Below are 19,476 nucleotides of genomic sequence, written 5' to 3' on the forward strand. Positions count from 1 at the left end.
GGACAGCGCGCCGGCATCGGTCCGGGCCCGGCCCTGGGACCCGCGGAGAACAGGCAGGGGCGGCGACGATTCCCGGCACCGCATGTTGTCGCGCTACCTCGGTGTCCGCCTGCTGCTGATCCCGGTGACCGCGTGGATCCTGGTCACGGTCGTGTTCTTCCTGATGCGCGTGGTCGGCGATCCGATCAGCGCGGCCATGGGCGGGCGCATGACCCAGGAACAGATAGCGGCGCGCAAGGAGGCAGCCGGGCTCAACCGGCCGATCCTGGCTCAGTACCGGGACTACCTCTCCGGGTTGCTGCACGGGGATCTCGGCCGCTCCCAGGACAATCGGGAGATCAGCGAGGTGGTGCTCACCTACGGCGCGGCCTCGCTGGAACTGGTGTGCTGGGCGCTGATCGTCGCGTTCGCGATCGGCGTCCCGCTGGGCAGATACGCCGCCACCCACCGGGATTCGGCTGCCGACACCACGTTGCGCCTGCTTGCGATCCTGTTCTACGCCGCGCCGGTGTTCTTCGTCGGCCTGCTGCTCAAGCTGGTGTTCGCGGTGCGGCTGGGCTGGCTGCCGGTGGCGGGACGGGCGAGCACCAACGTGGAACTGCGGTTGCAGCACGTCTCGCCGAAGACCAACATCATGCTGATCGACGCGATCCTCTACGGCGACTCCGGCTACCTGCTCGACGTGCTGAGACACGCCGTGCTGCCCGCCGTCGCGCTTGGCCTGCTCACCGCGGGCATCTTCCTGCGGCTGGTGCGGATCAACCTGATCCAGACCCTGCGCGCCGACTACGTGGACGCCGCACGGGCGCGCGGTCTGTCCCGCCGCGTGGTGACCGGGCGGCATGCCTTCCGTAACGCGATGATCCCGATCGTCACGGTGATGGGCATGCAGATCGCCATGATGCTCGGCGCGTCGGTGCTCACCGAGACCACGTTCGAGTGGAAGGGCCTGGGCTACCAGTTCGCGCAGTACCTGTCGGCGCGCGACTTCATCGCCGTGCAGGGCATCGTCGCGTTCATCGCGCTCATCGTGGCGGTGCTGAGCTTCGTGGTGGACGTCCTGGTTGCGCTGATCGATCCGAGGGTGAGGTTCTGATGACCGCTCCGGAACTACTGAACGAACCTCCGGTCATGCCGTCCGCGCCGCGAAGGGGCGTACCCGGCCTGCGGTTGTTCGCGATGACCGCGGGGTTGCAGCGCGCGACGCTGATCCTCGGGCTCGCGTTGGTCGGCGTCTTCGTGGTCGCCGCCGTGCTCGCTCCGCTGATCGCGCCGTACGGGTTCGCCCAGAGCGCCGCCGACGGTGTCGAGTTCGCCCGCCAGCAGGCGCCGTCGGCCGAACACTGGTTCGGCACCTCGGTGCGCGGCGAGGACGTGTTCTCCCGGGTGATCTACGGTGCGCGCACCGCACTGTGGGTGATCGCGATCTCGCTCGTGCTCTCGCTGCTGATCGGGGTGCCGCTGGGGCTGCTGTCCGGCTATGCCGGGCGATGGCCGGACCGGCTGCTGGTGCTGTTCATGGACGCGATGTACGCGTTTCCGACGCTGCTGCTGGCGATCGTGGTGTCCATCGTGGTCGCGGGCGGCCGCTCGACCAGCCTGGGCGGTGTGCTGTCCGCGGCGGTGGCCATCACGGCGGTCTTCGTGCCGCAGTACTTCCGCGTGGTGCGCAACGCGACCGTGGCCGTGAAACAGGAGCCGTACGTCGACGCGGCCCGGGTGACCGGTGCGTCGACCACGCGAATCCTGTTCCGGCACATCCTCGCCAACGTCACCCAATCGCTGCCGGTGATCGTCACGCTCAACGGATCGGAGGCCATCCTCACCCTGGCCGGGCTCGGCTTCCTCGGTTTCGGCATCGAACCGACCCAGGCCGCGGAGTGGGGCTTCGACCTGAACAAAGCGCTGTCGGACGTTTCCAACGGCATCTGGTGGACCGGCGTCTTCCCCGGCGTCGCCATCGTGCTCGTCGTGCTCGGCATGACCTTGGTGGGCGAGAGCCTCAACGAAGTGCTCAACCCCATCCTGCGCACTCGTCGCGCGGCGGCGGTGGCGAGCGCGCCCGGCGTCGCGCCGGGCGGCGGAAAGGACGTGACCGATGCCTGAGTCTTCCGCGGCCGACCGGGGCCGCCCGGCCCTGTCCGTCGAATCGCTGTCGGTCACCTTCGCCACCGACGCGGGGCCCGTGCACGCGGTCACCGACGTCTCCTACGCGGTCTATCCGGGAGAAGTGCTGGCCGTCGTCGGGGAATCCGGTTCGGGCAAGTCGGTGAGCTCGCGCACCGCGATGGGGTTGCTGCCCGCGACCGCCACCGTGGCGGGCCTGGTCACCCTGGGCACCGAGCAGGTCACCGCGATGAGCGAGAAGCAGCTCACCGCATTGCGCGGCGGTGCGATCTCGATGGTGTTCCAGGAGCCCGGACTGGCGCTGGACCCGTTGTTCACCGTCGGTTTCCAGATCGGCGAGGCGCTGCGGGCGCACACCGAGATGACCAAGAAGGCCGTGAGGGCGCGCGCGGTGGAGCTGCTGCGCCTGGTGGGGTTGCCCGACCCGGAGCACCGGGTGGACTACTACCCGCACCAGCTCTCCGGCGGGCAGAAACAACGGGTGATGATCGCCATCGCCATCGCCTGCGAGCCGAAGGTGATCATCGCCGACGAGCCGACCACGGCGCTGGACGTCACGGTGCAGGCCGAGATCCTCGCCCTGCTGCGGGACCTGCGCGACCGGATCGGCAGCGCGATCGTGCTGATCACCCACAACATGGGCGTGGTCGCCGACATCGCCGACCGCGTTGTGGTGATGCGCGACGGCGCGGTGGTCGAGCAGGCGCCGGTGGACGAGCTGTTCGCCCGGCCCACGGCCGAGTACACCCGCGCCCTGCTGGCCGCGGTGCCGCACCTGGGAACCGAACAGATCGAACACGGGCGGTCCGACCGCGCCGGAACCGCGACCGATCCGGTGCTCGAGATCCGCGACCTGGTGGTCGCATTCCCCGGCTCGTTCGGCAGGCCGCGGTTCCGCGCCGTGGACGGGGTGAGCCTGCGCATCGCGCCCGGCGAGACACTGGGCCTGGTCGGTGAATCCGGATCGGGCAAGTCGACCATCGGCCGCTGCGTGGCGGCGCTGCAACGGCCGACCTCCGGGACGGTGCGGGTGCGCGGGCAGGACATCGCGGGGCTGTCGCAGCGCAAGCTGCGGCCGATCCGGCGGCGCTTCGGATTCGTCTTCCAGGACCCGGCCAGTTCGCTGAACCCCCGGCTCACCGTGGGGGAGTGCGTGGCGGAGCCGTTGCTGGTGCACAAGGCCGGAAGCTCCGCGCAGATCCGAGCCAGGGTGCGCAGACTGCTCGACGACGTGCGTTTGCCCGCGGGTGTCGAAGGTCGGTACCCGCACGAGTTGTCCGGCGGGCAGCGTCAGCGCGCGAGCCTGGCCCGCGCTCTGGTGCTCGACCCGGACCTGCTGGTCGCCGACGAGCCGACCAGCGCGCTGGACGTCTCGGTGCAGGCGGCGGTGCTGGAGCTGTTCGGCCGGCTACAGCGGGAATGCGGCTGGGCGTGCCTGTTCATCAGCCATGACCTGGCGGTGGTCGATCAGCTCGCCGACCGGATCGTGGTGTTGCGTGACGGTGCGGTGGTCGAGGAGGGCGATCGCGATCGCATCCTGCGCGCGCCGCGAGAGGAGTACACCCGGCGCCTGGTCGCCGCGGTGCCGGTGCCCGACCCGGTGCGGCAACGCCGCCGCCGGGAGGAGGCCGGGCGGCTCGACGGGAACGAGACGGACTGATCGTCCGCTTTACGGTTGGTTCTGCCCTATTGTCAAGAGGGCGAGCCAACACCGGTGCGGGGTCGTTATCCGGCTCCGGTAGCGTGAGCAGGCATCTATCCGCCGATTCGGTTTGGAGCTTTCCCCGAAGATGACTGAACAGACCCCCAGTGGTGGTGCCTCATACGCCGCGGCAGGCGTGGACATCGAGGCAGGTGACCGCGCAGTCGAGTTGTTCGGGCCATTGGCGAAGAAGGCGACCCGGCCCGAGGTCCAAGGCGGCCTCGGTGGTTTCGCCGGGCTGTTCGCGTTGAAGGGCGGCTACCGGGAACCGCTGCTGGCGGCCTCCACCGACGGCGTCGGTACCAAGATCGCGGTCGCTCAAGCGATGGACAAGCACGACACCGTCGGCCTCGACCTGGTCGCCATGGTGGTGGACGATCTCGTGGTCTGCGGCGCGGAGCCGCTGTTCCTGCAGGACTACATCGCCATCGGGAAGGTCGTGCCGGAGAAGGTCGCCGAACTGGTCTCCGGTATCGCGGAGGGTTGTGTGCGCGCCGGTTGCGCGCTGCTGGGAGGCGAGACCGCCGAGCATCCCGGGCTGATGGACCCGGACGACTACGACCTGTCCGCCACCGGCATCGGTGTGGTCGAGGCCGACGCGGTGCTCGGTCCCGACCGGGTCCGTCCCGGCGACGTGGTGATCGCCATGGGGTCCTCCGGGCTGCACTCCAACGGCTACAGTCTGGCCCGCAAGGTGCTGCTGGACATCGACCGCATGTCGCTCACCGGCCACGTCGAGGAATTCGGCCGCACCCTGGGCGAGGAGCTACTCGAGCCGACCCGGATCTACGCCAAGGACTGCCTGGCGCTGATCGCCGAGACCGATGTGCGCACCTTCGCCCACGTCACCGGCGGCGGCCTGACGGCGAACCTGGCCCGGGTGTTGCCCGCGGGCATGGTGGCCGAGCTGGATCGCGGCACCTGGAACCCGGCGCCGGTGTTCAAGATGATCGCCCAGCGCGGCCGGGTGGAGCGGGCCGAGATGGAGAAGACGTTCAACATGGGCGTCGGCATGGTCGCCGTCGTCGCCCCGGAGGACGTGGACCGGGCGCTGGCGGTGCTGACCGCGCGGCACATCGAGTGCTGGACGCTGGGCACGGTCAAGAAGGCCAAGGACGCCGACGCCGTGCGCGCCGTCCTGGTGGGGGAGCATCCGCGGTTCTGACCGCGGCGAAGACACGTCAGAGTCCCGCATCCTCGTGCGATGCGGGACTCTGTTGTGTTGCAAGCCTTTTCGGCGCCTGTGACGTCAACCCGCGACAACGCTCGAAGGGGGAGGCCCGTCGGCCTCCCCCTTCAGACGTAAATCCGAGTCAGCGGCGCCAGTCGTCGTAGTCGTCCTCGTCCCAGCGGGACAAAGAGTCGTCCGCGTCGTGCTCATCGGACAGCACACCACCACTCCGCTGGGAGGTGGGGCTTCCCGAAAGCTCGCGCTGAAGGCTCGCGAAGTCGGTCGGCGTCGAGCTGTACTTCAGCTCGCGTGCGACCTTGGTCTGCTTTGCCTTAGCCCGGCCACGGCCCATGGCTGACCCCCTCGCGTCACAGCGGGGCGGCCTGGGGTTTGGTGGCGGCCCCGTTCGAATTAATACTCTTCCTGACAGACACTTTAGCGTGTGTCCGGCGGTCTCGCTTCCAGGAGTGGGTGAAGAACTCCGGAACCGGTGCCGTTTGCCCGCTTGTCGCCCCGCCGTGGAATACCTAGACCACGCCGGGTATCGCGCGAATCACACCGACTCGGGCGCCCCCGCCGAGCACCGCGGGGGCCGCGAGTTCCGCGTGCGCATCGGTCCACTCGATCCCCATCCGATGCAGAATCGCCAGCGTCAGCGGCATTCGCGCCCGATCGTGACCGTCTTCGATCTTGTACGCGAAAGCCGATCCGTCCGGCAACGCGCCTGCGTGCACACCGTCCGCGCCGATCTTGCACACCAGTCCCGGGGTGGCCTGCATGGTCAGCAGATCGGCCCCGTTCGTGCCGGAAATCACTCGCGGATGCGCGCGCACCGCGTCGGCGACCCGGCGTTCCGGGGTCCCGGGATCGGCCGTCGCCATGGCCGCGAACACCCGCGCGAGGTTGACCAGCGAGACCGGGATGATCGGCAGTCCGCAGCCGTCGATGCCCAGATCGGCTTCCGGCTCGCCGGTCAGGTCGGCCACCGTCGCGATCACCGCGCGCTGGAGCGGATGCGTCCGGTCCTGGTAGCCCTCGGTGGGCCAGCCGTTGATCGCACAGGTCGCGAGCATCGCCGCGTGCTTGCCGGAGCAGTTCATGTAGATCGGATGGGGCTGTTGCCCACCGGCGAGCGCCGCGGCGCGGGCGCGTTCGTCGTACGGCAGATCGGGCGGGCACGCCAGGGACGAGTCGGGCAGCCCGAAGCGGTCCAGCAACCTGCGCACCAGCGCGACATGGTCCGGTTCGCCGAAGTGCGAGGCGGTGGCGATGGCCAGTTCGGCGTCGTCGAGCGGCTGGAACCCATTGCGCAGGAGAGTGATCGCCTGCATCGGCTTGTTCGTCGAACGCGGGAAGATCGGCAGATGCACTTCGCCGAGCTCGAGGGTGGGCTCGCCCGCCGCGTCGAGCACCACCACCGAGCCGCGGTGCACGCATTCGCGGAAGCCCGAGCGGACGACTTCGACCAGTTCCACACTCACAGTTGCGCTCCCGTGCCGATGTCGTCGGTGCGGCCGGCCGCCGCGTGCCGGTGCGCCGCTGCCCGCGCGGCGTTGGTATGCCTGCGCGCGTGCCGTTCGACCTGCATGCGCACGTCGTCGGAGACGGTCGGCTCGTCGGCGAGCAGGATCGTCAACAGATCGAGATCGGCGCCGGTGAACAGGTCGCGGACGGTGATGCCGTGCTCGGGGACGTGCACCACCGAGATCCGGTCCCCCGCCGCGATCGTTCCCTCTTCGAGCACCCGCAGGTAGGCGCCGGTGTCGCTGCGCAGGGCGAACCGTTTGACCCACTGCTGCTCGCCGCTCCAGTGCTGGAACGTCGCGCACGGCACGCGCGGAGCGCTGACCTCCAGCAGAGTGTCGCCGACCGACCAGCGCGCGCCGATCACCGAGTCGCTGACCGGAAGTCCACCCACCCGGAGGTTTTCGCCGAACCACCCGGCGGGCAGGGTGCGGCCGAGTTCCGCGCCCCAGCGTCGGGCGTCCTCGTCGGCGTAGGCGTAGATGGCCTGATGCACGCCACCGTGATGCTTGGTGTCGCAGACGTGGTCGCCGTCCAAGCCGAGCGCTCGCACCGCGACCCGGCCCGCCACCGGTCGCTTGTCGATAGCGGTGCGACCCACCCGGGTCGGCACCTCGAGGTCGGCGTGCACGACACAGGCGGCGAGCACCTCGCCGGTATCACCGACGCGCATGGGCAGCGCTCCTCTCGTCACGGATGGGGAGGCTCGGCGCTGAGCAGGGGTGCGGGTGCCGGCTGGAAAAGTCCCACGCCGAACGGTGTTTCGTCAACGGATCAACGCCCGCGCAGCCGGTCGACCGCGAGCCTGCCCGCCTGCGGCTCGTCGTCGGAGGGCATCGAATCGGGATCGATGGACGCGGCCACCGGGCCGGCGGCCAGCGCGGTATCGGCCGGAACGGCGCGCTTGACCAGGGCGAGGGCGATCGGGCCGAGCTCGAAGTGGTCGACGACCGTGCCGAGCCTGCCGACCGTGCGGCCACCCGCGGTGACGTCGTCGCCGCTAACCGGGCGCTCGTCCGCCGAGCCGTCCAGGTGCAACAGCAGCAGGTGCCGCGGCGGCTTGCCGAGGTTGTGCACCCTGGCCACGGTCTCCTGGCCGCGATAGCAGCCTTTGTCCAGGTGGACCGCTCCTTGCTCGGGGACGCCGCCGATCCAGCGGGCCTCGTGCGGGATCGTGCGCTCGTCGGTGTCCAGGCCGATGCGCGGGCGAACGGCAGCGACGCGCAACGCCTCGAAGGCCCACATCCCGGCGGGGGTGGCGCCGGCCGCGGTGAGCCGGTTCCAGAGGTCGGTCAGCCGGTCGCGGGGGATGATCAGGTCGAAGGAGTCCGCCGTCGGCCACGGCATCCGGCGCAGGAAGCCGCCGCCGGGCAGCGGCGCCGCCTCGTACATGCCGGGCAGAGCCGGGACCCCGAGCGCTTCGGTCAGCCCGGCGACTCCCGGTCCGAGCAGGCTCAGCACCGCGTGATCGGCGGCTTCGACCGGCTTGGCGTCGGCCCAGAAGACCATCTTCTGCAGGAATGCGAGCAGGTCGGGACCGCGCTCGGCCTCGGTATCGATCCAGACGGTGCCGTCCAGCTCGGTGAGCACGAAGTGATGCTGCACCCGGCCGTTCAGATCCAGGTCGAGGTTCTCGGCGGACCGGCCGTCGCCGAGGGCGGCGACATGCTGACTGGTGATGGTGTGCAACCAGGTCAGCCGCTCCGCGCCGGTGATGCGCAGGACGAATCGGTGCGAGCGGTCGACGATCGCGGCGCGCTCCACCGCGGCGCGCTGTTCGCCGAACGGATCGCCGTAGTGCCAGGCGACGGCGGCGTCGGGCGAACCCGCCGCTCCCGCGACGGCTCCCGACACACTGAGCAGGGGGCTGGGCGCAACGACCACGGACACCTTCTCCACTCTAGGCGGGTCCGCCCGGCAGTGCGCGAACCGGGCCATGGGGCCGCGGTCCGGCATAGCCGATCGGCATTGCCCGAGCATTACGGCGGGCGCTGCGGTGCGGCTGCACAAAAGGTCTGGCAAAAGCGGCCGTGACATAGGCATTGGCCGCTCACACCGCCTACGCTCGTCGCATGGTGGATCGAGTTCTGGTAACTCTCGATGGTGCGGTCCGAGATGTGGATGCGCCGTTGTTGTTCGCGGACGATATCGGCGTATTGCGGGGCGACGGTGTGTTCGAAACGGTGCTCGTGCGCGCGGGTGTCGCGTGCGCGATCGAATTTCATCTAGGCAGACTGCGCCGCTCCGCGCAGGCGCTCGATCTGCCCGAGCCCGAACTGGGCAAATGGCGCGAGGCGGTGGAGATCGCCGCCAAGGAATGGGGCAGCGAACGCGAAGGCGTGCTGCGGCTGGTGCTGACCCGAGGCCGCGACTCCGAGCTGGCGGGCACGCCCGACAAGGTCAAGACCGGCGATCTCGCCGCCGCCGTGCCGGTGCCGACGGCTTTCGTGCTCGTCGTGCCGGTGCCCGAGCGTGTGGAGAAGGCCCGCACCGAAGGCGTCGCCGTGGTGAGCCTCTCGCGCGGCATCTCGGTCGACCTCGCGCAGGCGGCGCCCTGGCAGTTACTCGGGGCCAAGACGCTGTCCTACGCCACCAACATGGCCGCCCTGCGGTTCGCCGCGCGGATGGGCGCGGACGACGTGATCTTCACCAGCACGGAGAATCGGGTGCTGGAGGGGCCGCGGTCCACCGTGGTGATCGCCCGCGACAAGCAGTTGATCACCCCGCCCGCGAAGAACGGCGTGCTGCCCGGCGTCACCCAGCGCGCGCTGTTCGCCGAAGCCGAGAAGGCCGGCTGGCGCTGCCGCTACGACTCGCTGTTCACCGCCGACCTGCTCACCTGCGACAGCGTCTGGATGCTGTCGAGCATCTCGCTTGCGGCGCGGGTCAATTCGCTGGACGGGCTGCGGATGTCCGCGCCGGACAACGCCCAGGAGATCATCGATCTGGTCGATCGCGGCATCGAGCGCGCGGGAGCCATCGGCGACTGGTGACGGGGTGTTCCGTCCGCGAAATCGGTTGTCGCGTCGGCCGGGCACGGAGGGCGGCGCTGCCGTGGCGAGGCGCCGCTCCGTGATCTCCGTCCTACTCGGGCGGCCACGGGGTGGCGATGAGCACGGAAAACAGGCGAAATGGGCGGCAATCGCGCTGGTGGCGTGGCCTAGGACTCATTGTTCCCCGTCGTCTCCGACGTAGTCTTACTACGACACGTCGTAGATACGCAGGAGGCCGGCTTGAACGCCTTGGACATCTCCCGATGGCAGTTCGGCATCACCACGGTCTATCACTTCCTTCTGGTGCCGTTGACCATCGGTCTCGCGCCGCTGGTGGCAGCCATGCAGACCGCCTGGGTCGTCACCGGCAAGCAGCACTGGCTGCGACTGACCAAGTTCTTCGGCAAGCTGTTCCTGATCAACTTCGCACTCGGCGTCGCGACCGGCATCGTGCAGGAGTTCCAGTTCGGCATGAACTGGAGCGAGTACTCCCGGTTCGTCGGTGACGTGTTCGGCGCCCCGCTCGCGCTGGAAGGCCTGATCGCCTTCTTCATGGAGTCGACCTTCCTCGGGCTGTGGATCTTCGGCTGGAGCCGGTTGCCCAAACTGCTGCACCTGGGCGCGATCTGGATGGTCGCGATCGGCGTGAACGCCTCGGCGTACTTCATCGTCGCGGCCAACTCGTTCATGCAGCATCCGGTCGGCGCCAGCTACAACCCGGAAACCGGTCGCGCGGAGCTACAGAGCATCGTGGAGGTGCTCACCAACAACACCTTGCTGGCCGCTTTCCCGCATGTGGTCGCCGGATCCTTCTTGACGGCGGGCACTTTCGTCGCGGGCATCGCGGGATGGTGGATGGTGCGCAATGCTCGCAGCGGCGACGAGGCGAAACTCGCCGAGGCGCTGGCGATGTGGCGGCCCGCGGCGCGGGCGGGCATCGCCGTGCTGATCGTGTCGCTGGCGGCGCTGGTCTACACCGGTGACGTGCAGGGCAAGCTGATGTTCGAACAGCAGCCGATGAAGATGGCCTCGGCGGAATCGCTGTGCCACACCGCGCTCAACCCGGACTTCTCCGTGCTCACCGTCGGCACGCACAACAACTGCGACAGCGTCACGCACGTGCTCGAAGTGCCGTACGTGCTGCCCTGGCTGGCGGAGGGCGAGTTCACCGGCGTGACCTTGGACGGCGTCGTCGACCTGCAGAAGGCCTACAACGAGAAGTTCGGCGTCGGCGACTACCGCCCGAACCTGTTCGTCACCTACTGGTCGTTCCGCGCCATGATCGGTCTGTCGGCGGGTTCGGCGCTGCTCGCGCTGGCCGGGCTGTGGCTCACTCGCCGCGGCCGGGTACCCGACCAGCGCTGGTTCTCCTGGCTGAGCCTGCTGGTCATCCCGACGCCGTTCCTGGGCAACAGCGCCGGATGGGTGTTCACCGAGATGGGGCGCCAGCCCTGGGTGGTCGTGCCCAACCCCACCGGTGACCCGAACCTGCGCCTCACCGTGCAGCAGGGCGTCTCGGACCACTCGCCCGGCGTCGTCCTGTTCTCCCTGATCACCTTCACGCTGCTGTACGGCGCGCTCGCGATCGTGTGGTTCTACCTGATGCGCCGGTACGTGATCCACGGACCCGATCCGGCCGCACCCGCCGCGTCCGAGCCGCACGGCACGGACCCGACCTCGGGCGGCCGCACGGCCGAAGAACCCGCCGTCGAACACCTTTCGTTCGCCTACTAGGAGCCGGCGATGAGTCTGCAAGAGTTCTGGTTCGTCCTGATCGGCGCGCTGTTCACCGGCTACTTCGTGCTGGAGGGCTTCGACTTCGGCGTCGGCATGCTCATGCCGATCCTCGGCAAGGGGTCCGACCGGCGCAGGCGCGCGGTGCTCAACACCATCGGGCCGGTGTGGGACGCCAACGAGGTCTGGCTGATCACCGCGGGCGCCGCGATGTTCGCCGCGTTCCCCGAGTGGTACGCCAGCCTGTTCTCCGGCTTCTACCTGGCCTTGCTGCTGGTGCTCGTCGCGCTGATCCTGCGGATCTGCGCGATCGAGTACCGCGGCAAGATCGACGACCCGCGCTGGCGGGCCGGCTGCGACATCGGCATCGGCATCGGTTCCTGGGTTCCGGCGCTGGCCTGGGGCTGGGTGTTCGCCAATGTCGTGCACGGTGTTCCGCTGAACGAGAAGAAGCAGTTCGCGGGCTCGGTGGCCGACTTGTTCGGGCCCTACGCCCTGCTCGGCGGATTGGCGACCGGGCTGCTGTTCGCGCTGCACGGAGCGATGTTCCTGGTGCTCAAGACGGCCGGCGAGGTACGCGACGACGCCCGTCGCACCGCCCGGCTGCTGCTGGCTCCGACGGTGGTCGTGGTCGGCGGATTCGGATCGTGGACCCAGCTGTCCTACGGGACCGGCTGGACCTGGATCCCGCTGGCGCTGGCGGTACTCGGCCTGGTCGTCGCGGCGGCCGCCGACTTCGCCCAGCGTGACGGGTGGGCGTTCACCGGCACCACGGTGACCGTCGCGGCGGCGACCGCGCTGCTGTTCGGTTCACTGTTCCCGAATGTGCTTCCGTCGACGCTCGACGCGGCATTCGACCTGACGATCCACAACGCGTCCTCCACGCCGTACACGCTGAAGGTGATGAGCTGGGCGGCGGCGCTGGCCACCCCCGTCGTGCTGGTGTACCAGGGCTGGACCTACTGGGTGTTCCGCAAGCGGATCACCGTCGAGCAGATCCCTCCCCCGGTCGGCCTGCCCATGCGGCGCGTGCAGGACTGACGCCATGGCCCGCCCGCCGATCGACCCGCGCCTGTGGCGGTACGCCCGCTCGGCGCGCGGCTACCTGGCGCTGAGCGTCGCGCTGTCACTCGTCGTCACCGCGGCGATCGTGGTCGCGGCGCTGCTGATCGGGCGGGTGCTGGCCGGGGTGGTCATCGACCCGGGTTCGCGCACGCTCGGCGCGTGGACGGTCGAACTGGTCGTGCTCGCGCTCGTGATCGCGGGCCGGGTGCTCGCCACGTGGTCGCAGTCCCGGCTGGCGCATCGAGCGGGCGCGAGCGTGGTGGCGGAGCTGGAGGGCGCGGTGCTCGCGGCGGGCGCACGGCTGTCGCCTCGCGAACTCGACACGCGCCGAACGGAGTTGGCCGTGGTCGTCGGCACGGGCCTGTCCGGGCTGCGCGGCTATCTCGTCGGCTACGTACCCGCTCTGCTGCTGGCGGTGCTGGTGCCGCCGATCGTGCTCGCCGTCATCGCGGCCCACGATCCGACCTCCGGGGTGATCGCGGTGATCACCTTGCCGCTGATCCCGATCTTCATGATCCTCATCGGGCTGCTGACCCAGGGAAGAGCCGAAGCCACCCTCGCGGCCACCACCCGGTTGTCGGACCAATTGCTCGACCTGTTCGCGGGCATGCCGACGTTGCGCGCGCTCGGCCGCGAGACGGGCCACGCGGAATCCGAACCAGACGCCGCACACACCATGCAGCACCGCGTCCGCGATCTCGGTGACGCGCTGCGGCAACGCACCATGCGGGCGCTGCGCATGGCTTTCCTGTCCTCGATGGTGCTGGAGATGCTCGCGACCCTCAGCGTGGCCCTGATCGCGGTCTCCATCGGGCTGCGGCTGGTATTCGGCGAGATGAGTCTCTACGCGGGCTTGGTGGTGCTGGTGCTCGCCCCCGAGGTGTACCTGCCACTGCGCATGGTGGGCGAACGTTTCCACGCCGCCCAGGACGGCATGGCGGCCGCGGACAAAGCGTTCGCGATTCTCGAGTCCACTCCGGCCGCGCACGTCGGCGGCGGGCACGTCACGGCCCTCGACGAAAATCCGCTCGCGTCGCTGCCTGGCCACGGTGCGGAGGGTGCGGCGGCCCCGGACGCCGACGACGAGCCGCTCGAGCGGGTGCCCGGCCACGGCGTGCAGGGGGCGGCGGCGACCGGCCCCGGTGACGAGCCGCTCGAGTGGGGGCCCGGCCACGGTGTGCCGGGCGCGGCGGCAGAACCGGCGGGCGGTGCTGCGAGCGACGACGACCGAGCTATCCGGGGGCGGGCCATGGCGACGGTTCGTCGCGACAGCTCCGCAGGCCCCGGCACGGTCGAACTCCGCGATCTCTCGGTGCGGGCGCGTGACGGGTACGCCCCCGCGGGTCTGTCGGCGGTCCTGCGGCCCGGCTCCCTCACTGTGCTCGCCGGTCCCAACGGCAGCGGCAAATCGACCGCGGTGCAGGCGATCCTGGGCTTGATCGCGCCTGACCGAGGCGTCGTGACCGTCGACGGTGTCGACATCCGTGAACTGGACCCGGACGGATGGTGGGCGCGCGTGGCGTGGCTGCCGCAGCGGCCGGTGCTGGTACCCGGCACGCTGCGGGACAACCTCGAACTACTCGGCGCGCGAACTGCGGACCGGGCCGCCCGCGGCCCGGCGCGCGTCATCGACGATCTCGAAGCCGCCTGCCTGGCTACCGGCTTCGACGCCGTGCTGGCGGATCTGCCGGACGGCTGGAACACCGTGGTCGGCCCCGGCGGCATCGGCCTGTCACTCGGCCAGCGCCAACGCCTCGCGCTGACCAGGGTGCTGGCCACCGATCGCCCGATCCTGCTGCTGGACGAGCCGACCGCGCACCTCGACGCCGCCGCCGAAGCCACCGTGCTGGCCGCCCTCCAGGTCCGGGCCCGCGCGGGCGCGACGGTCGTCGTCATCGGCCACCGCCCGACCGTGCTGGCCGCCGCCGATCAGCTCGTCCAGGTACGCGCCGACCTCGCGGAGATCCTGCGGTGAACGCGCGAAGATCATGCGACTCGCATGGAAGCCGTCCGCGGATCACCTTTCCAGGCGTGGTTCGGCGTGACGGTCGGGCCGATGCCGATCGCGCCCGGTCACGTCATAGGGCCTGCGTCGGCGAGAAAGCTCGTTCAGTGAGCGGCGCGAATTGTGCGGAAGACCCGCTGATGGTTGGCCGCGGTTCGCGAGCCGACGCGAGGGACGGGCGAGAGGGGCGCTCGCGATGACGCGGGCCGTTTCACGCGATACCACGACGTTCGGTGATCTGCGCCGGATGTGGACGCTGCTCGAATTGTCCCGCGGGCGGGTCGCGGTGGCGATCGGGTGGGGTGTGCTGGCGCTGGGCAGCGGGCTCGGTCTCGCGGCGCTGGCGGCCTGGCTGATCGCGCGAGCCTGGCAGATGCCGCCGGTGCTCGACCTGAGCATCGCCGTCGTCGCGGTGCGCGCGCTGGGCATCTCGCGCGGCCTGTGCCGGTACCTGGAACGTCTCGCCACGCACGACGTGGCCCTGCGCGCCATGACGACCGCGCGCACCACGGTCTACCGCACGCTGGCTCGCTCGGATTTCTGGCTGCGCCGACCCGAGGTCCCGCGCAGCGGGCACGACCGGTCGGATGCGCCCGCCGGGGAGACGAAGCCGCCGCGCCGCGGTGATCTCCTGGTCCGCGTCGGCCGTGACATCGACGACCTGGGCGCCGTGGTGGTCCGCGTGTTCGTGCCGGTCGCGGTCGCCCTCGTCCTCTCGGTCGCGGCCGTCGCGCTCCTGGCCACGATCTCCCCGGCCGCTGCCGGCGTCCTGGCGGGTGCGCTGGCCTTGTCCGGCATCGTCGCGCCGTGGTTGTCGGCCGCGGCGGCGTCGGAGGCGGAACGCGCCGTCCGCGCCGACCGCGCCGAGTTCACCGCGCAGGCTTTGACAGTCCTCGACCACGCGGCGGAATTGCGCGTCGCCGGTCGTCTCGACGCCGCTCTCGACGCGGCCGCAGCGGCGTCACGCCGAGCCGTCGCCGCCGAGGACCGGGCTGCCCGGCGCAGCGCCTGGGCCGCCGCCGCCACGCCGCTCTCGATCGGCGCCGCCGTGCTGGGCGCCCTGCTGATCGGCATCACCCTCTACGGCCCCGATGGCGGTGCCGCGGGCGCGATGACACCGATGGCGCTGGTCGTCCTGGTTCTCTTGCCCCTCTCGGCCTTCGAAGCGGTCGGCCCGCTGCCCGCAGCGGCGCAGGCCCTGACGACCGCCCGTGCCGCGCTGCATCGCCTGGACGGATTCGAATCCGGTTCGCCCACCGGCACGGCGACCGACCCCTGTGACTCCCGGCCCGGGTACGACTCGGAGCCGGAAGGACGGCGGACGAGCCTCGCCCCCTCGGCCCGGTTGCAGGACGCGCGCGTGCCGGAACTGCCTCGGGGCAGGCGGATCGCGGTGGTCGGCCCCAGCGGCGCGGGCAAGACGACTCTGCTGATGAAGTGGGCGGGGTTGTTCGGCACACCGCGCCCCGGCATCACCTTCTTCGCCGAGGACGCGCACCTGTTCGGCACCTCGGTGCTGGAGAATCTGCGGGTAGCGCGTGGCGATCTGACCGCCGAAGACGCCGAGAAGGCTTTGCGGACAGTCGGTCTCGGTGACTGGCTGGACGGGCTGCCGGAGGGGGTGCACACCGGCCTGGCCGGGGGAGCGGCCGCTGTGTCGGGCGGACAGCGTCGCCGGATACTGCTCGCGCGGGCGCTCGTGTCACCGGCTCGGGTGTTGCTGCTCGATGAACCGACGGAGCACCTGGAGGCCGAGCCCGGGGCGCAGCTGCTGCGAGACCTGCTGGACGTCGACAGCGGCATCGTGGAACCCGATCGCATCGTGGTCGCAGTCACACATCAACTGCCGGACGACCATCAGGCCGACACGGTGCTCCGGATCACCGCATCAGGCCTGGTCACAACGGAATTCGCGGCCCGAGCCACAGCGTGTGACGCTCCCGATTCCGCCCACCGAGAAATTCCGTTGCCGAGCTGCTGACACGCCGCTAGATTCGTTCGTACACGAGGAAGGAGGTGGTTCGACGAATGGATATTCATAGGACACGTGAGGTGGCTGTCCGCTAGCGCCACCGCTGCAGGTGGATTTCGCCCGCGCGAGCGCTGAGCGAATTCCAGGCAGTCACCCGGCCCCCGAGCCCCGGTCTGTCCGACCGGACCTGTGCGATGAAAGTCGCACCGGTATGGCTCGGGGGCTGTTCTGTTCCGCCCCTCCGGGTATTCGGGCCGTACCGGTTGGGTCGTTCGGGTTGATCACAGGTCCCACGTCCGGGCGTGGGGAGTCTCGGGCGTACCCGATGGGTTACTCGTGTTCTTTCGAGACCAGCTGTCGCGTCGACTCAGCCGATGTAGCGCTGGAGGCGGGCCGAGAGGCGAGGTTCGAGGGGGCCGTCGGCTACGACGCGTTCCTCGACGTAGGCCAGATCGCCACCTTCGACGATGCCGTAGAGGCGCTTGGCGCCGCCCACGACGATGCCTGATTGGCTGCGGATCACCACGTCGGTGGCCAGTTCCCAGGACGACTGGGTCAGCGCCTGGCCGTAGAACAGCTCGACGATGCCGCTGCTGTGCGACAGCAGCAATTCGATGACCTCGTCGTTGCCGTCGATGCCGACCCGCCAGAAGCCGCTCTCCCGCAGGTCGGGGCCGCCGTAGTCGCCGTCGGCCTCGATCACCCAGGACCGGGATTCCCAGGCCAGGTAGTCGCCACCGTCGTGCGAGACGACGATCTGCTGGCCGAACCGGTAGTCCCCGCGCTCGGGGTCGTTGCCCTCGCCCTCGCCGCGCCACACGCCCACCAGCGGGAGCAGCGCGAGCATCGAGGCGCTCAGATCCGGGCCGAGGCGCAGATTGGCGGTGTCCTCGGGCAGCGGAAGATCCGGTAGGACCGGGATGTTTCGCGCGCCGGTCGATCTCGCCCGTTCGGCGGCGTCGGCCACGGCCTGGTCACCGCTGCGGCGACCGGCGGAATCGGCCGGAGCGGTTCCGTTCAGTTGTTCACTCGCTCGCTCGGCCGGGTTGGAACCTTCGCTCGCGAGTTCGCTCATGATTCGGTGAACAGCCGGTAGAAGACGTAGAGGCCGAACCAGCCGATCAGAACGGCCACGGCCACCAGCAGAATCTCGAAGAAGAGGACCACGATCCGAGTCTAACGACCCCCTCGTCGCGGCACGCAAACGGCCCCGGTGCTTCCGCGGAGCGGAAAGCGACCGGGGCCGTTCGACCGGTGTGGCGTCTTACTTGGCGACCGTGACGTCGACCGAGTGGATGCCCGCGCCCTCGGGGCGCACCTCGGCCGAGCCGTTGCCCGCCGAGGAGAGCGCACGGACGGTCCACGAGCCGGGAGCCGCGAAGAACCGGAAGTCACCGGTGCCCGACGCGACGACCTCGGCGGTGAAATCACCGTTGCCGTCGAGCAGGCGCACGAACGCCCCGCCCACCGGCTGGCCGTCGGCGCTCAGGACACGGCCGGTGATGACCGTTTCCTTCTCCACGTCGACACCGGCCGGGATGGCCTGACCCTGGGTAGGTGCTGCACACATATCTCTTACTCTCCCAACTCGATCGGAGCGCCGACGAGCGAGCCGTACTCGGTCCAGCTGCCGTCGTAGTTCTTGACGTTCTGGTGGCCGAGCAGTTCCTGCAGCACGAACCAGGTGTGCGAGGAGCGCTCGCCGATCCGGCAGTAGGCGATGGTCTCCTTCTCGCCGTCCAGGCCGGCTTCCTTGTAGATCTCGGTCAGCTCGGCATCGGACTTGAAGGTGCCGTCCTCGTTCGCGGCCTTGCTCCACGGCACGTTGATGGCGCCGGGGATGTGGCCGGGACGCTGACTCTGCTCCTGCGGGAGGTGGGCGGGCGCCAGGATCTTGCCGGTGAACTCGTCGGGCGAACGCACGTCGACCAGGTTCTTGGCGCCGATGGCCGCGATGACCTCGTCGCGGAAGGCGCGGATGGACAGGTCGGGCGCCGACGCCTTGTACTGCGTGGCGGGCCGGTTCACCGCCTCGGTGGACAGCGGACGGCCGTCGAGCTCCCACTTCTTACGGCCACCGTCGAGCAGCTTGACGTTGTTGTGGCCGTACAGCTTGAAGTACCAGTAGGCGTACGCGGCGAACCAGTTGTTGTTGCCGCCGTACAGGATGACCTCGTCGTCGTTCGAGATGCCGCGGGCCGAGAGCAGATCGGAGAACTGCTCCTGGTTCACGAAGTCGCGACGAACCTGATCCTGCAGGTCCTTCTTCCAGTCGAGCCGGACGGCACCCTCGATGTGCCCACCGTCGTAGGCGGAGGTGTCCTCGTCGACCTCGACGAAGACGACGCCGGGGGCGTTGAGGTTCTCTTCGGCCCAGTCAACGGAGACCAGGACATCGGAGCGAGCCATTGTTTTCCTTTCAGAGATGACGAGCAGGGTCAGTTCGATGCCGGTGACGGGCTCCGGCGGAGACGGGCGACCAGCGGGTAGATCTGGCAACCCAGGCAGATCCCGAACGCCGCGTTCAGGAACGCCGCGAACAGGGCAAAGCCGGCGAACACCGCGCCGACGACTGTGGAGCCGAGCGCGAAGCCCAGCAGGCTGACGGCCGCGAAGACGAAACCGAGCAGCTGCGCGAACCGCAGCGGCGCCGTCGGTTCGGTCGTACTGGTCGGCGCCAGGCGCGGCGCGACGAATGCCGCGTAGATCCGGCCATACGGATGCCGGCGCGGGCCGAGGGCCGCGCCGATCGCGAAGACGACCGCCTGCAGGGCGATCAGGATCGCGGCCGCGCCGGGCGAGAACGCGGCGGCGAGCAGGACGACCACGAGGACGCCGGTGGTCACCCATGCGGCGAAGCGCGGGCCGCGGACATCGACCTTGTCTGCGGTAGTGGGTAGCGTTCCGGAACTGTTACGGATCTGGGTGGACATTGTGCGTACTCCTGCGCTGGGAAAGTCCGATGACTGAAGATTTGCCAATTCGCCGGGGGATCGTGAGATCACTCGCGCGGCGAACAGGGGTCGGCGTCAGGAAATCCGGGGAAGCCGACCGATCAGCGGCACAGGCAGCAACAACCACCGAGCCGACACAGATCCACTGTGCGGCGTCGGGTGAGCATCAGCTCGTGGTTGGAAAGCACGTCAGCAGTTTACCCAATTCGGCGGGGGAATTGGACCCGGG

The 19,476-nt window shown here is 69.7% G+C and carries 17 protein-coding genes; 9 read left to right on the forward strand and 8 right to left on the reverse strand.

Annotated elements, in window-relative coordinates; translation table 11 throughout:
- The first annotated feature begins 82 nt into the window (after window positions 1-82).
- From ACGF7Y_RS17015 to purM, 4 genes are all read left to right on the forward strand, one after another.
- Window positions 83-1,096, forward strand: coding sequence for an ABC transporter permease (locus tag ACGF7Y_RS17015; protein WP_393234595.1), 1,014 nt, complete (start codon window positions 83-85; stop codon window positions 1,094-1,096).
- A gap of 35 nt (window positions 1,097-1,131) precedes the next feature.
- Entirely contained in the window at window positions 1,132-2,106 is a 975-nt protein-coding gene (locus tag ACGF7Y_RS17020) for an ABC transporter permease (protein WP_245659803.1), read from the forward strand.
- Window positions 2,099-3,787 (forward strand): ABC transporter ATP-binding protein, encoded by a 1,689-nt coding sequence (locus ACGF7Y_RS17025; RefSeq protein ID WP_393234597.1) that lies wholly within the window; start codon window positions 2,099-2,101, stop codon window positions 3,785-3,787. The genes ACGF7Y_RS17020 and ACGF7Y_RS17025 overlap by 8 nt, the downstream gene beginning before the upstream one ends.
- A gap of 130 nt (window positions 3,788-3,917) precedes the next feature.
- Entirely contained in the window at window positions 3,918-4,994 is a 1,077-nt protein-coding gene (gene purM, locus ACGF7Y_RS17030) for a phosphoribosylformylglycinamidine cyclo-ligase (protein ID WP_040864733.1), read from the forward strand.
- 148 nt (window positions 4,995-5,142) lie between these two features.
- Here purM and ACGF7Y_RS17035 read toward each other — a convergent pair whose 3' ends face one another.
- From ACGF7Y_RS17035 to ACGF7Y_RS17050, 4 genes are all read right to left on the reverse strand, one after another.
- Entirely contained in the window at window positions 5,143-5,352 is a 210-nt protein-coding gene (locus tag ACGF7Y_RS17035; protein ID WP_040864734.1) for a DUF3073 domain-containing protein, read from the reverse strand.
- Between the two features lie 175 nt (window positions 5,353-5,527).
- Complete coding sequence (locus tag ACGF7Y_RS17040) at window positions 5,528-6,481, reverse strand: asparaginase (protein WP_393234599.1); 954 nt, start codon at window positions 6,479-6,481, stop codon at window positions 5,528-5,530.
- A complete protein-coding gene (locus tag ACGF7Y_RS17045; RefSeq protein WP_393234602.1) occupies window positions 6,478-7,197 on the reverse strand; it encodes an MOSC domain-containing protein in 720 nt (239 codons plus the stop codon). The genes ACGF7Y_RS17040 and ACGF7Y_RS17045 overlap by 4 nt, the downstream gene beginning before the upstream one ends.
- 101 nt (window positions 7,198-7,298) lie before the next feature.
- The gene (locus tag ACGF7Y_RS17050) at window positions 7,299-8,462 is read right to left on the reverse strand and encodes a YgfZ/GcvT domain-containing protein (protein WP_393234604.1); all 1,164 of its coding nucleotides are present in this window, start codon (window positions 8,460-8,462) and stop codon (window positions 7,299-7,301) included.
- A 134-nt stretch (window positions 8,463-8,596) separates the two neighbouring features.
- Here ACGF7Y_RS17050 and ACGF7Y_RS17055 point away from each other — a divergent pair, with 134 nt between their 5' ends.
- The 5 genes from ACGF7Y_RS17055 (at window position 8,597) to cydC (ending at window position 16,302) form a co-directional block, all read left to right on the forward strand.
- Window positions 8,597-9,517: an aminodeoxychorismate lyase gene (locus tag ACGF7Y_RS17055; protein WP_040864737.1), complete on the forward strand. Its 921-nt coding sequence runs from the start codon at window positions 8,597-8,599 to the stop codon at window positions 9,515-9,517.
- A 240-nt stretch (window positions 9,518-9,757) separates the two neighbouring features.
- The gene (locus ACGF7Y_RS17060; protein ID WP_393234607.1) at window positions 9,758-11,251 is read left to right on the forward strand and encodes a cytochrome ubiquinol oxidase subunit I; all 1,494 of its coding nucleotides are present in this window, start codon (window positions 9,758-9,760) and stop codon (window positions 11,249-11,251) included.
- A gap of 9 nt (window positions 11,252-11,260) precedes the next feature.
- Window positions 11,261-12,292 carry a cytochrome d ubiquinol oxidase subunit II gene (gene cydB, locus ACGF7Y_RS17065; RefSeq protein WP_393234610.1) on the forward strand — a complete coding sequence of 344 codons (1,032 nt, stop codon included), beginning with the start codon at window positions 11,261-11,263 and terminating at the stop codon, window positions 12,290-12,292.
- Between the two features lie 4 nt (window positions 12,293-12,296).
- A complete protein-coding gene (locus ACGF7Y_RS17070; RefSeq protein WP_393234613.1) occupies window positions 12,297-14,291 on the forward strand; it encodes an ABC transporter ATP-binding protein/permease in 1,995 nt (664 codons plus the stop codon).
- A gap of 226 nt (window positions 14,292-14,517) precedes the next feature.
- Window positions 14,518-16,302 carry a thiol reductant ABC exporter subunit CydC gene (cydC, locus tag ACGF7Y_RS17075; RefSeq protein WP_393234615.1) on the forward strand — a complete coding sequence of 595 codons (1,785 nt, stop codon included), beginning with the start codon at window positions 14,518-14,520 and terminating at the stop codon, window positions 16,300-16,302.
- 358 nt (window positions 16,303-16,660) lie between these two features.
- Here the strand turns inward: cydC and ACGF7Y_RS17080 are convergent, their stop codons facing one another.
- The 4 genes from ACGF7Y_RS17080 to ACGF7Y_RS17095 all read right to left on the reverse strand — a co-directional run bounded on the left by ACGF7Y_RS17080 (window position 16,661) and on the right by ACGF7Y_RS17095 (window position 19,226).
- Window positions 16,661-17,368, reverse strand: a complete 708-nt coding sequence (locus ACGF7Y_RS17080) for an FABP family protein (protein ID WP_393234618.1) — start codon at window positions 17,366-17,368, stop codon at window positions 16,661-16,663.
- A 189-nt stretch (window positions 17,369-17,557) separates the two neighbouring features.
- The gene (locus tag ACGF7Y_RS17085; protein WP_040864741.1) at window positions 17,558-17,863 is read right to left on the reverse strand and encodes a DUF1416 domain-containing protein; all 306 of its coding nucleotides are present in this window, start codon (window positions 17,861-17,863) and stop codon (window positions 17,558-17,560) included.
- Window positions 17,864-17,868: 5 nt separating this feature from the next.
- Window positions 17,869-18,702: a sulfurtransferase gene (locus tag ACGF7Y_RS17090; RefSeq protein ID WP_393234621.1), complete on the reverse strand. Its 834-nt coding sequence runs from the start codon at window positions 18,700-18,702 to the stop codon at window positions 17,869-17,871.
- Window positions 18,703-18,731: 29 nt separating this feature from the next.
- Window positions 18,732-19,226 (reverse strand): DUF4395 domain-containing protein, encoded by a 495-nt coding sequence (locus tag ACGF7Y_RS17095; protein WP_393234623.1) that lies wholly within the window; start codon window positions 19,224-19,226, stop codon window positions 18,732-18,734.
- Window positions 19,227-19,476 lie beyond the last annotated feature (250 nt).

This window comes from Nocardia sp. NPDC047654 (genome assembly GCF_043205035.1).
Lineage (GTDB): Bacteria > Actinomycetota > Actinomycetes > Mycobacteriales > Mycobacteriaceae > Nocardia.

Coding starts and splice junctions, on each gene's coding strand:
- ACGF7Y_RS17035 (WP_040864734.1), bottom strand. CDS start 5,352: ATGGGCCGTGGCCGGGCTAAGGCAAAGCAGACCAAGGTCGCACGCGAG.
- ACGF7Y_RS17085 (WP_040864741.1), bottom strand. CDS start 17,863: ATGTGTGCAGCACCTACCCAGGGTCAGGCCATCCCGGCCGGTGTCGAC.
- ACGF7Y_RS17055 (WP_040864737.1), top strand. CDS start 8,597: ATGGTGGATCGAGTTCTGGTAACTCTCGATGGTGCGGTCCGAGATGTG.
- ACGF7Y_RS17025 (WP_393234597.1), top strand. CDS start 2,099: ATGCCTGAGTCTTCCGCGGCCGACCGGGGCCGCCCGGCCCTGTCCGTC.
- ACGF7Y_RS17050 (WP_393234604.1), bottom strand. CDS start 8,462: ATGGCCCGGTTCGCGCACTGCCGGGCGGACCCGCCTAGAGTGGAGAAG.
- ACGF7Y_RS17020 (WP_245659803.1), top strand. CDS start 1,132: ATGCCGTCCGCGCCGCGAAGGGGCGTACCCGGCCTGCGGTTGTTCGCG.
- ACGF7Y_RS17080 (WP_393234618.1), bottom strand. CDS start 17,368: ATGAGCGAACTCGCGAGCGAAGGTTCCAACCCGGCCGAGCGAGCGAGT.
- purM (WP_040864733.1), top strand. CDS start 3,918: ATGACTGAACAGACCCCCAGTGGTGGTGCCTCATACGCCGCGGCAGGC.
- cydB (WP_393234610.1), top strand. CDS start 11,261: ATGAGTCTGCAAGAGTTCTGGTTCGTCCTGATCGGCGCGCTGTTCACC.
- ACGF7Y_RS17015 (WP_393234595.1), top strand. CDS start 83: ATGTTGTCGCGCTACCTCGGTGTCCGCCTGCTGCTGATCCCGGTGACC.
- cydC (WP_393234615.1), top strand. CDS start 14,518: ATGACGCGGGCCGTTTCACGCGATACCACGACGTTCGGTGATCTGCGC.
- ACGF7Y_RS17090 (WP_393234621.1), bottom strand. CDS start 18,702: ATGGCTCGCTCCGATGTCCTGGTCTCCGTTGACTGGGCCGAAGAGAAC.
- ACGF7Y_RS17070 (WP_393234613.1), top strand. CDS start 12,297: ATGGCCCGCCCGCCGATCGACCCGCGCCTGTGGCGGTACGCCCGCTCG.
- ACGF7Y_RS17045 (WP_393234602.1), bottom strand. CDS start 7,197: ATGCGCGTCGGTGATACCGGCGAGGTGCTCGCCGCCTGTGTCGTGCAC.
- ACGF7Y_RS17095 (WP_393234623.1), bottom strand. CDS start 19,226: ATGTCCACCCAGATCCGTAACAGTTCCGGAACGCTACCCACTACCGCA.